The 11932-nt window shown below is 50.5% G+C and carries 9 protein-coding genes; 8 read left to right on the top strand and 1 reads right to left on the bottom strand.

From position 1 onward, the window contains the following. Positions 1 to 53: 53 nt before the first annotated feature. Positions 54 to 2765, bottom strand: a complete 2712-nt coding sequence (gene acnA / locus ACWXW9_RS22530; protein ID WP_494931259.1) for an aconitate hydratase AcnA — start codon at positions 2763 to 2765, stop codon at positions 54 to 56. A 455-nt stretch (positions 2766 to 3220) separates the two neighbouring features. Here acnA and ACWXW9_RS22525 point away from each other — a divergent pair, with 455 nt between their 5' ends. The 8 genes from ACWXW9_RS22525 to ACWXW9_RS22490 all read left to right on the top strand — a co-directional run bounded on the left by ACWXW9_RS22525 (position 3221) and on the right by ACWXW9_RS22490 (position 11684). Further along, positions 3221 to 4216, top strand: coding sequence for an amidase domain-containing protein (locus tag ACWXW9_RS22525; RefSeq protein WP_494931258.1), 996 nt, complete (start codon positions 3221 to 3223; stop codon positions 4214 to 4216). A 72-nt stretch (positions 4217 to 4288) separates the two neighbouring features. Continuing rightward, positions 4289 to 5377, top strand: a complete 1089-nt coding sequence (locus ACWXW9_RS22520; RefSeq protein WP_494931257.1) for a D-alanine--D-alanine ligase — start codon at positions 4289 to 4291, stop codon at positions 5375 to 5377. A 100-nt stretch (positions 5378 to 5477) separates the two neighbouring features. After that, positions 5478 to 5792, top strand: a complete 315-nt coding sequence (locus ACWXW9_RS22515; protein ID WP_014279799.1) for a hypothetical protein — start codon at positions 5478 to 5480, stop codon at positions 5790 to 5792. Positions 5793 to 5923: 131 nt separating this feature from the next. Continuing rightward, positions 5924 to 6925 carry a UV DNA damage repair endonuclease UvsE gene (gene uvsE / locus ACWXW9_RS22510; protein ID WP_494931256.1) on the top strand — a complete coding sequence of 334 codons (1002 nt, stop codon included), beginning with the start codon at positions 5924 to 5926 and terminating at the stop codon, positions 6923 to 6925. 173 nt (positions 6926 to 7098) lie between these two features. Then, complete coding sequence (locus tag ACWXW9_RS22505; RefSeq protein ID WP_494931255.1) at positions 7099 to 7965, top strand: inositol monophosphatase family protein; 867 nt, start codon at positions 7099 to 7101, stop codon at positions 7963 to 7965. Positions 7966 to 7999: 34 nt separating this feature from the next. Then, positions 8000 to 8242, top strand: a complete 243-nt coding sequence (locus ACWXW9_RS22500; protein WP_134911212.1) for a hypothetical protein — start codon at positions 8000 to 8002, stop codon at positions 8240 to 8242. A gap of 174 nt (positions 8243 to 8416) precedes the next feature. Then, a complete protein-coding gene (locus ACWXW9_RS22495) occupies positions 8417 to 10147 on the top strand; it encodes a sensor histidine kinase (RefSeq protein ID WP_494931308.1) in 1731 nt (576 codons plus the stop codon). Further along, entirely contained in the window at positions 10125 to 11684 is a 1560-nt protein-coding gene (locus ACWXW9_RS22490; RefSeq protein WP_494931254.1) for a response regulator transcription factor, read from the top strand. The genes ACWXW9_RS22495 and ACWXW9_RS22490 overlap by 23 nt, the downstream gene beginning before the upstream one ends. Positions 11685 to 11932 lie beyond the last annotated feature (248 nt).

Genomic DNA, 11932 nt, shown 5'->3' with positions numbered 1-11932 from the left:
GATTGCAGCTTTATCTGCAAATCAGGGGTTCTTCACATATGAAGTTCAAAAACTTAGCTTTCGATCATCTGACGCAATACGGTTTGCAGAATGCCACCGTTATGGTAGTAGTCAATATCGACGGTGCTGTCCAGACGGGCAGTTACCGGGAACTCGAACTTTGTGCCATCCTCGCGTTTGGCTACAACGGTAAGCTCTTGACCCGGCTTCACGTCATTGTCGATGCCAAGAATGTCAAACGTTTCACGACCGTTCAGACCCAGGCTGGACCAGCCGTAGCCTTCCTGGAATTGCAGTGGAAGCACGCCCATGCCGACCAGGTTACTGCGATGAATCCGCTCGAAGCTTTCTGCAATGACGGCTTTGACACCCAGCAGAAGCGTACCCTTCGCTGCCCAGTCACGGGAGCTGCCTGTGCCGTATTCCTTGCCGGCAATAACGATCAGGTTTTGATCGGCTGCCTGATATTTCATAGATGCATCGTAGATGGACATTTCCTCATCTGTCGGCAAGTATTTGGTCACGCCGCCCTCGGTGCCGGGAGCTACGTTGTTGCGGATACGAATGTTGGCGAATGTACCGCGCATCATGACCTCATGGTTACCACGACGGGAGCCGTAGGAGTTGAAGTCCTTGCGTTCCACGCCATGCTCCTTCAAGTACAATCCTGCCGGGCTGGAAGGGGCGATGTTGCCTGCTGGTGAGATATGGTCCGTTGTGACCGAATCATTCAACAGGGCAAGCACACGGGCATTACGGATTTCCTTGATATCCTGCACGCCATCCTGAAGTTTTTCAAAGAATGGTGGATTTTGAATATAAGTTGATTTTTCATCCCATTCATACAGTTCGCCTTCAGGAACCGGAATGGAGTTCCACTTTTCGTTGGCAGTAAATACATTCTCATATTTACGACGGAACATATCCGGGCTGAGAGACAGGCTGATCGCTTCTTTAATTTCCTCGGAAGTTGGCCAGATGTCTTTCAGATAGACCGGCTGATTGTCCTGATCGTAACCGAGCGGATCATTCACCAAATCAATGTTCACCGTACCTGCCAGCGCATAAGCAACAACCAGTGGCGGTGAGCCGAGATAGTTGGCTTTGACTTGCGCATGCACGCGGCCCTCAAAGTTCCGGTTACCGGAAATGACCGCACCAACCGTCAGATCATTGTCTGTGATAGCCTGACTAACTTCGTCAGGAAGCGGACCGGAGTTACCGATGCAGGTCGCGCAGCCGTAGCCGGCCACGTGGAAGCCGAGTGCTTCCAGCGGACCGATTAGTCCTGCTTTTTGCAGGTATTCCGTCACGACAAGGGAGCCCGGCGTCAAGCTGGTTTTCACATAGCCCGGCTTTTTGAGCCCGCGTTGTACTGCCTTTTTGGCGAGCAAGCCTGCGCCCAGCATAACGCTAGGGTTGGAAGTGTTTGTGCAGCTTGTGATAGCCGCAATCACGACTGCGCCAGTACCCAGCTCGCTGGTGGAGCCGTCCGGGTGGGTCAGCGGAATCTTCTGCGCGATCTTTTCATCACTCAGTCCGTAGCCGCCGTTGTCCACAGGGGTACGGATAATGCCTTCAAAGGTTTCCTTCATGCGGCTAAGCTCAACACGGTCTTGCGGACGTTTGGGACCCGCGAGACTTGGTACAACCGAAGCCAGATCCAGCTCAATCGTATCACTGAACACAGGGTCCGGCGTGTCGGATGTGCGGAACATGCCTTGCGCTTTGTAATATTCCTCTACAAGACTCACTTGCTCATCAGAACGTCCGGTGCTGCGCAGGTAGGCCAGCGTTTCCGCATCGACCGGGAAGAAGCCAACCGTTGCGCCGTATTCCGGTGCCATATTGGCAACCGTTGCACGGTCAGCCAAGCTGATGTTAGCCAGGCCGGGTCCGTAAAATTCCACGAATTTGCCGACTACGCCTTTTTTACGCAGCATTTGGGTTACAGTGAGTGCCAGATCGGTGGCGGTAGAGCCCTCCGTCAGACTGCCTGTCAGCTTGAAGCCGATAACATCGGGAGTGACAAAATACAGCGGTTGCCCCAGCATACCCGCCTCTGCTTCAATCCCGCCGACGCCCCAGCCTACAACACCCAGACCGTTAATCATCGTCGTATGGGAATCCGTTCCGACGAGGGAATCCGGGAAGACGACGGTTTCGCCGTCAATGGTTTTGGTGGCGGCCACGGATGCGAGATACTCCAGATTGACCTGATGGACGATACCGGTGGACGGTGGCACTGCACGGAAGTTGTTGAACGCCGTTTGTGCCCAGCGCAGAAAACGGTACCGTTCCTCGTTACGCTCAAATTCTACATTAATATTATAGTCCAGCGCTTCGCTGGTACCGAAAGCATCGACCATAACCGAGTGGTCGATAACGAGATCGACGGGTACGAGCGGGTTGATTTGTTTCGGGTCGCCGCCCGCTTTTTTCACAGTATCGCGCATGGCTGCCAAATCGACAACCACCGGAACACCGGTGAAATCCTGAAGTACGATGCGTGCAGGGATGAACGGAATTTCCTTGTTGGTGTCACGATCCTCAGCCCAGCCTGTAAGCTGTTGTACATGCTCCTCAGTAATTGCGCGTCCATCGAATTGGCGCACAGCGGCTTCCAGCAACACTTTAATGGAGAAAGGCAACTTGGCGATACCGCCTTTTCCTTGTTCCTCCAGTGCCTTGAGACTGTAATAACGGTAAGGCTTGCCGTTAACTTCGAGACTGCGGGCAATGGAGAATTGATCTTTTCCTGACATAAGTATTACCTCCTTGAAGTGGATGCTTGGGGAAAAATAGGGATGTCGTTTTTTCGACGTCTTGCACAGTTGGTTTAATTTGGTTACGCTCTCATGAAAGCAGCATGGCTGATTTGAAGAATAACCGATTAACCTATGGATAACCGTTATTTTCATAATGAGGAGAAGATGATTTTAATTAGTTTCATTAGATGAAACCTGATTTCAAAATATTGTTTCTGAATTAAGTATACCGTTTTCAATCGATTACGTAAAGTTTTTTTGGCCTAATTTGTACACCGATGCCTGGAAAATAAAACGTTCTTCTTTCTCGTGTTTCCGTGTTCATACCAAGCTTTAGAGATTCATACTTATAGATAGAGAGCCATATCAGGCTATAGAGGGAAGTAAGAAAGTTATTTAGTATCCCGGCTATTCCCAAACAGGGATGGCGGGACGGAAATGGAGGGACAGGGATGGGGGAGCGGGAATGGAAGCAGGCCCTTTTTGCTTATGTGAACCAATATAACCGGAGTGAGGTGAACAGTGCTCCACAGCCGGATGAATATCTGGAGGTAGGTCAGCGGATGGAGCGTGCGGCCCGTACGGCCAGATTGGAACAGTGGTATAACGAGCGGAACGCCGTTCCATTACGTAGCGAAACACGCGCCAAGCCGCTGCGAATTGTTCAGGATACGTCGGATGAGGCTGTGGTGGATGTACAACTGCATGTCCGGCTCTTTTATGAAAAAGGCGGAATGACCCACCGGGAGGATCGTATTGAACGGGAACGTCTGACGTTCACGCGCGAGGGTGAAGCCTGGCAGGTGGCAAGAATCGAGCGTGATCCGGCAGAACGAAAGCCAGCGGGGGGAGAGGTTCCTTTTGAACAGGCGTCGTTTAATCAGGGAGGGAATCTACCGCTGCTAAATCGCGGTGTACTGGGTTTTGGCTCATCAGCACGCCCCAGCCGATATCGCCGGGAAGAGGCGGCAGCCTATGCGGATCAGTGGTGGGATAGCTTCAACCCGGAGTTTGAAGGTTTTGATGTGGATTGTACCAATTATATCTCGCAATGCCTCTTTGCAGGGGGCGCACCGATCCACTATACTGGTAAAAGAGAATCGGGCTGGTGGTACAAAGGACGGGTCGCTGGACGTGAGCTGTGGAGCTACAGTTGGGCGGTTTCCAACAGTCTGGAGCGGTATTTGGGCTCCAGCTCGTGGGGGTTGACCGCCGAGCAGGTGAGTCGTCCGGAGCAGCTAATGCTGGGGGACGTCATTTTTTATGATTGGGATGGTGACGGCATCTTTCAGCACAGCACGGTGGTAACGGCCTTTGATGCGGGCGGGATGCCGCTTGTCAATGCGCATACAGTAAGCTCCAGACATCGTTATTGGGACTACAAAAATTCGTATGCGTGGACGGACAACACGGTGTATCGCTTTTATCATATCGCCGACTATTTTTAAATGAAATGTTTATAACAGGTACAGTGACGTAAATCAGGCACAATGACGAAAGCAGGAAAGCGGAGGATAGGCATGGCAAAACAAAAATTGACCGTAGGGCTGGTGTACGGCGGCAAATCGGGCGAACATGAGGTTTCGCTGCAAACGGCGTATGCGGTACTGAACGCTTTTGATTATGAGAAATACGAGATTATTCCTTTTTATATTACGAAGGCTGGCGATTGGCGCAGAGGGTCGCTGCTTGACGCGCCTTTGGCTTCCGTAGAGCAATTGAAGCTGGAGCGCGCAGAGGGCGGTACGAAAGCGGCATTAGATACGTTGTTTGGCAAGTTGTACGGAGAGCAGACGCTGGATGTACTGTTCCCGCTGCTGCACGGCACCTTTGGTGAGGACGGAACGATTCAGGGCTTGTTCGAAATGGCAGATATGCCTTATGTCGGTGCAGGTGTGCTGGCTTCTGCCGCAGGGATGGACAAAGGCGTCATGAAGAAGCTGTTTGAGCATGCAGGATTGCCGCAAGTGAAATACTGTTATTTTAACAGTACACAGTGGTCACAAACCAGTCATGATTTGGTGCGCAACATGGAAACCGAGTTAGGGTACCCGTGCTTCGTCAAACCGGCGAATCTGGGATCAAGTGTCGGTATTTCCAAAGCCAATAACCGGGAAGAGCTGGAAAAAGCAGTCGAGCTGGCTTTGCAATTTGATTTGAAGGTCATTGTGGAGGAATATGTCGATGCCCGCGAGGTCGAGGTCAGTGTACTCGGTAACGACGAGCCGATTGCTTCGGTACCGGGCGAAATTGTATCGTCCAGCGACTATTACGATTATGCTGCCAAATACACGGACGGCCAATCGGAAATGCTCATTCCGGCACCGTTGGACGAGGAAGTAGCAGATCGTATCCGTGAAGCTGCATTGCAGGCATTCCGCGCTCTGGAGGGCTGCGGGATTTCCCGAGCCGATTTCTTCATCAGACGTTCAGACGGACATATTCTAATTAATGAAGTAAACACGATGCCGGGCTTTACGCCGTTCAGTATGTATCCATTGCTGTGGAGAGAAACGGGCGTATCCTATCAAAGCTTGCTGGACCGCATGATTTCGCTCGCACTGGAGCGTTATGAACGCAGGTCTGCGCTGCACTATGAGAACTCATAAATTCGAACTAGGGGGGAGCTGATCACTCCCCTTTTTGTTCATATACACGGTTTACAATTAGAATTTGCAAATCCTTAATCACGAAAGGTGTCGGCTAAACATGGGCTTTCAAACGGAATTTAACTCGGTGTGCAAATTCAAGAGCGAACAGGAATTGTACGAACTGCTGGAATACGGACGCGGCAAAATGGTTAAATCCGGCCTGCGTGTGTTCCCCACAGGTCAGAAGGTCATTGCTTACAGCGTGGACAACGTGGCAGTTGCCATCGTGCAGATTGTCGGCTGTATTGCCGAAATCAATTTTCAGGGCGACGAAGTGACCGAGGTTGAAATGATCCTCATTCGCAAGCTGAATGAAGAGGAAGCAAGAATTCAGACCGCCTTGGCGGATGAAATGTTTTTTGGAGCGCAATAGGCAGGACAAGAACTGGTTCACGCCGAATCAGAGGGAGCTTTTCCGGGTATGATCAGTAGAAAAGGGATTGAGGTCACAGAACGAAAGCGGTCTTGCCATCTACTGCGATCTGCTGAAAGGAAGGACACCCTATGATAGTAAGGTTCGGCTATGTAGCCATGTCAGTCACCGTACAAAATGCGTCGCCCTCCAAAACGATGACGCTCGCCAGCTTTAACAAAATTGGAGATCGAGAGGCCGCGATTCGCAAGCTGGAGCGGATTGCAGCCGAAAATCTGCATAATACACTGCGGCTGCTGCGTCATAATCGGGCGAGCGATATCAAGGTGTACCGTTTTTCATCCAAGCTGATTCCGCTGGCGACTCATCAGGATTTGCGTGACTGGGACCCCTTTCAGGCACTTGCCGCTGATTTTGCAGAGGTCGGGAATGTTGTCAAAGCGAACGGGATGAGGGTATCGTTTCACCCGGATCATTTTACAGTGCTGAGCACTCCCCGCCCGGAAGTGCTGCAAAGCTCCATTAACGATCTCAGGCATCATAAAGCGATGCTGGAGGCGATGGGACTCGGTGCGGATGCCAAGAACAACATTCATATCGGCGGCGCGTATGGAGACAAGGTGACGTCGAGTCAGCGCTTTGTAGAGCAAGTGGGTGCGCTGGAGCTATCGTTAAGGGAACGAATGACGCTGGAAAATGATGATAAAACGTTTAATGCGGTGGAAACGCTGGAAGCGTGCAAGCGGACGGGGCTGCCGATGGTTCTCGACATTCATCATCAATGGGTGAATAATGAGGGCGAGAAGCCGTGGGAGCTGTGGCCTGGCATTTTGGATACCTGGAAAGGGGAACTGGCTCAAACGGGATCTTCTCCCGGTCATCCACTGCCACCCAAAATCCATGCATCCAGCCCCAAAAGTGAAAAGGACCTTCGAGGTCATGCCGACGGTGTTCAGGTGGAGCCGTTGCTTACTTTTTTGCGCAACATTGCCGGATATACGTATCAGATTGATGTCATGCTTGAAGCCAAACGCAAGGATGAAGCGTTGTTCAGACTGATGGACGAACTGCGTGCACGGGAAGGTGACGGAGTGAAGGTGCTGGATGGGGCTTCGGTAGAAATTACGCCTTAAAGAATAGTGTACCGCGGATAATTCCCCCATTTAGAGAAACTTTATGAAGCTTATTGTGTATACTAGAATGTGTAAACTAGCATGTGTACCTTTAATAGAGATGGTTAAGAAACTGTGCTGTAATGCAGCTTCGTAAACCACGTAACAATGATATAGAAAGTAGAGTGAACACGTTGAATGAACATGAAAACGAAAAGGTTCCCTATATCGTATCAGGAAAAAGTTATACCGCTGTCGCCATTAACGCAGCATCCAAAGCCGGGGAATGGATCAAAAGCAGACTGGGTACTGTTGAGCAGTTAAGCACCAAGCATTCTTCGACGGACCTTGTGACCGAAGTGGATAAAGGTGCGGAGCAAATGATCCGCAGACTGATTCTTACCCATTTTCCCGACCATGCCATTCTGGGCGAAGAGAGTGTAGAGCCGGGGGCTGAGGCTTCGGCCCGTGCGTTGGAGGCTGCTCGTGAAGAGGAATATTTGTGGATTATTGATCCGGTAGATGGCACAACCAATTTTGTACACAGCCTGCCGTACTACAGTGTATCTATCGCCTTGGCCCACCGTGGAGAGGTGATTGTCGGTGTTATTTATGATCCGTCCCGTGACGAAATGTTTGTAGCTGAAAAAGGTAAGGGCGCGTATGTGCATGGCAATCCGATGAGAGCATCCAGAGAAGAAACACTGGGAGACAGTCTGGTGTGCATCGGCTTCCCGCCGGACCGTACTTTTGCACAGCCGCTAAATATGAAGATTACACAGGCACTTACACCTCAGGTGAGAGGCATTCGGGCGCTTGGCTCGGCAGCATTGCATTTGGCCTATGTGGCTTCAGGACGGCTTACAGCTTACTGTGAAATCGGTCTCAATGCTTGGGATGTGGCAGCGGGCGCTTTGCTGGTGCAGGAATCGGGGGGAACGATCACAGATACGCTCGGTAGACCTTATGACCTGAGTGTGCGACATATTGCAGCGACCAATACGGCTATTCATTCTCAACTCATTCAAGTGCTGAAAGAAGCAGATGCAACCGGGTTATAATAAAACGCAGATCATTCTGAAGGAGGGTAGCGTGATGAGCCAATCCGAAGAATTGGAACGCGAGCTCAGTGAAATGCTGATGGAAGGCGAAATTCGTGAGAATGAGGCCAAAAAACGCGAACGGCTCACTCCTAAATATGAGGTGCGGATCCAAACCCATATCGACCCTATTGTGGAGGAGACGCGTAAATACCGCAGCATGGCACGGGAGCTGGACGACCGATACGATGAATATATGAGCAAGGCGGACCCATCGGAACCAACCGACAAACGCTAAGCAAACACAAATACCTCTTGCCGAATGACCAAGGCTTGGGGTATTTTGTATGATGTACAGCTTTATCAGGCAATCTCCATTCCAGACTGGACCGGACAGGACGAGCGAAGGAGGCGACATCCACTGATAACCTATTTTAAAAGCGCTTTCAAAAATGCCGGAATCCATCATAAAATGGTGCTGTTGATTACAGTGCTCATGCTGGTTAATTTTGCGGTTGTTGCAGTCATACTTAAATACGTATTTCATATTTATGATAATCAAATGTATAAAAAGACATCCGAAGTGCTCAATATTTCCTCAATCGGTATTGAAAATGAGCTGAAGGATGTTGAAAAAGTTACTTTCAAGGTGACAACAGATGAGCAGCTTCAGCGGTATTTGCTACAATTGGAAAAGGAAACCTCACCTTATGCCAAAATGGTGCTGCGTAAAAAAATAACGAACAGGCTTATCGCCTTCGCCGGCTCTGAAACCTATATCTACTCCATGATGGTGATCGACAAAGAGGGGCAAGTCATGAGTGCGGGCAACCGCGAGGGCATTCCTCAGGAGCTTCGCTCCACCCTGTCGATGCTGGCAGACGAACGTGACGGCTCCAATGCATGGTATGTGGCGGGTCACTCCTCCCTGCTGGCTGCGAGGCAGTTCAAATCCTTTACGGATTCCAACTTTACCCTGAACGGACTCGGAACGCTGGCGATTCGTGTAAGGATTGACCGGATTGTAGCCGACCGTGTGCAGACTTCTGGGGGTGACGGACAGCTAATGATCACCGATGGAAGACGTATGATCTATCCCGAAACACTGCTGTTGAGTGACAGCGATATTCAGGCCGAGCTTGGGCGAAAGCAGCCTTATGGTATTGCAACCTACACAGGCGGAACCTTTTTTGCAGCTCAAACCAAATCCTCCTATACGGGCTGGACGTATTTGCATATGACCCCTTTCGACGACATGTTTCGCAGTATTACGATCATCAAAGAAATTGTAAGCGCTATTTTTGTCATTATGCTTCTGATCGCGCTGGCACTGGGAGCCCGACTATCTGGCAGTATTACGAAGCCGATCGTTCAATTAATCCAGAACATGCGTAAAATTGAAAAAGGCGATCTGGATCGTCTGGAGGAGGAAGCTCTCGGCGCGGTTCCGCTTTCCACACAGGATGAGGTGGGCTTGCTGCACCGTACCTATAAGAAGATGATCCGCCGTATCCGTGAGCTGATTAATGAGAATGTGGCAAAGCAGCTATTGCTGCGGGAAACGGAGCTTAAAGCGCTTCAGGCGCAGATTAATCCGCATTTTTTGTATAACACGCTGGAGTCCGTGAACTGGCTCGCCAAGGCGAATAAGCAGGATCGGATTTCAGAAATGGTGGAGGCGCTGGCCTTTCTGCTACGCAGTGCCGTCAGTTTTGAAGAACAGCTCATTCCACTTCGAAAAGAGCTGGATATTGTGCGAAGTTATGTAACGATCCAAAAAACACGCTTCGACGAGCGACTCATTTTCCATCTGGATGTACCGGAAGAACTGATGGACGCTCAAATTCCGAAGTTAACGCTCCAGCCTTTGGTAGAGAATGCGATTCATTACGCGCTGGAGCCGCGAATTGAGCCATGTCGGATTGCTATCATTGCCCGGGAGCAAGAAGGTGCGTTGTTGCTGCGGGTCGAGGATGACGGGCCGAGCATGACTCAGGATTTTTTGGAGCAGCTGCGGAGCGGGCAAGTCGCTACACGGGGGCAGGGTATTGGGCTTGCGAACATTCAGGAGCGGATTGACCTGACGTTTGGTACACCGTGGGGCATAGAGCTGCATAGCGAGTCAGGAACAGGAACGTCGATTCATGTCTGTATTCCATATGTGAAAGGGGATCAGGATCATGTACAAGGTGCTGCTGGTTGATGATGAGCGTATGATTTTGGAAGGTATATCACAGGTAGTCGATTGGGGCAAAGCGGGTACGAGGCTGGTCGGTACGGCACGTAATGGGATTGAGGCGTATGATCAGATTCAGGCCAGCCCGCCTGATTTTGTCATTAGCGATATCTCTATGCCCGGACTGGACGGAATCGGACTGGTGGCGAGAACGACGGAGCATTTTCCGGACGTTCGTTTCATTCTGTTGTCTGGTTATAAGGATTTTGATTATGCCTGTCGGGCCATGCAATACGGGGTAAAGCACTATTTGTTGAAGCCCTGCAACGAGCGGCAAATCCATGAGGCGCTGACCGAGTTGGGGCAGGAGCGGGAGGAACAGGACGAACGCAAGCAGTTCGTGAACCGGATGAAGCTTGATTTTCAGCGTATGCTGCCTCATGTGAAGGAGCATTTTTTGAAAGAGTTTATTTCCTATAAAACTTACGGCAGTCGGGATATCGCTTTTTATGAGCGGTTATTCAGTCTGGAGCTGCAAGATAAGCAGGTTCGGATGCTCCTACTGCGGGTCGAGGAATCCCATGAGCCGGAGCATCTGTTTGCGCTGCAAAATATTGCGGCGGATTTAATGGACGATGTATTGCTAGGGACGACCATGCAAGGACAACTGCTCATCGTGCTGGAGAGCGGGGATGACACGTCACGGCTGATGAAGCAGATTGAGGCGGTGCGTGCGACGTTTCGTCGCTTTTACAAGCTGGAGGTAACGGTCGCGGTTAGTGAGTCGGATAGTATGCAGCATTCACGCGGAATGTATCGGGAGACGTTGCATTGTATGAATCACCGTTTTTACACCGGGGAGGGCAGTCTGATCACCAAGGAGGATCTGGCAGCCGAAGAACCCCGGGAGATGGCAGACTTGGAACTGGACGAAGAGAAGTTCGGCCTGCTGATTAAGGCGGGGAACACGGAGGAGGTAGCGCAGGAGATAGATCGGCTATTCGGCATCCTGTCCCGTATGAAGCTGGAAATTTCCGTGACCCGCTCCTATGTGCTTCAACTGTATGCAGCCATGATTCGCATATGTCCCGAGGAGGAACGCGCGGCATTCACCAGCCGAATGGTCGTGCTGGCTGAGCAAAAAACACTCGCTTGCCTCAAATCTTTCGTACAGGAAGCCGCCGGACGAATGACCGGGATCTACTATAAAAGCAATGTGTCCCGGCAGTCCTCCACCGTTGATAAAATGATCACTATCATCGAGCAAAACTACAGAAAATCCGATTTGTCACTGAACGGAGTGGCGGGCCAAATGCTGTACATGAATTCCGACTACTTAGGGAAAATTTTCAAAAAAGTGACGGGTGAAAACTTTTCGCATTACGTCAATCGCTACCGCATCGAGCGTTCAGCAGAGCATATTCGGGAGACGGGAGACGTAAAGGTGTTCGAGCTGGCCGAATGGTTCGGCTTCGGCGGAAACGCCCAATATTTCAGCCAAGTATTCAAAAAATGGGCGGGCATGACCCCATCGGAGTATATTAAATCACAGGAGCGGGGATGAGTGTTCCTGCTAAAAGCACCCATAAAGGGTGCTTTCATTAAATTTGTACGATACTAAAAACAATTCAAGGAGTGTCCATCAAAAATGCAGTACTTTATAGGCATCGTTCCTCCGGATAATTACTTGGATCAAATTACTGCATTCCAAAGTAGATGGCCAAACAATGCTCTGCCAAAAGTTGCAGAACCACATATCACAGTCAAAGCACGTTGGTTTCTTCCCACATTTGACTTTAGGACAAGTAAACT

The organism is Paenibacillus sp. LT-B23, from assembly GCF_059417685.1.
The sequence above is the reverse complement of the archived record's forward strand: the minus strand, read 5'-3'. Positions and strand labels throughout refer to the sequence as shown.

Bases quoted from the DNA above. Each gene is read 5' to 3' on its own strand.
- ACWXW9_RS22525 (WP_494931258.1), top strand. From the start codon at position 3,221: ATGGGGGAGCGGGAATGGAAGCAGGCCCTTTTTGCTTATGTGAACCAA.
- ACWXW9_RS22490 (WP_494931254.1), top strand. From the start codon at position 10,125: ATGTACAAGGTGCTGCTGGTTGATGATGAGCGTATGATTTTGGAAGGT.
- ACWXW9_RS22495 (WP_494931308.1), top strand. From the start codon at position 8,417: ATGGTGCTGTTGATTACAGTGCTCATGCTGGTTAATTTTGCGGTTGTT.
- ACWXW9_RS22515 (WP_014279799.1), top strand. From the start codon at position 5,478: ATGGGCTTTCAAACGGAATTTAACTCGGTGTGCAAATTCAAGAGCGAA.
- uvsE (WP_494931256.1), top strand. From the start codon at position 5,924: ATGATAGTAAGGTTCGGCTATGTAGCCATGTCAGTCACCGTACAAAAT.
- acnA (WP_494931259.1), bottom strand. From the start codon at position 2,765: ATGTCAGGAAAAGATCAATTCTCCATTGCCCGCAGTCTCGAAGTTAAC.
- ACWXW9_RS22500 (WP_134911212.1), top strand. From the start codon at position 8,000: ATGAGCCAATCCGAAGAATTGGAACGCGAGCTCAGTGAAATGCTGATG.
- ACWXW9_RS22520 (WP_494931257.1), top strand. From the start codon at position 4,289: ATGGCAAAACAAAAATTGACCGTAGGGCTGGTGTACGGCGGCAAATCG.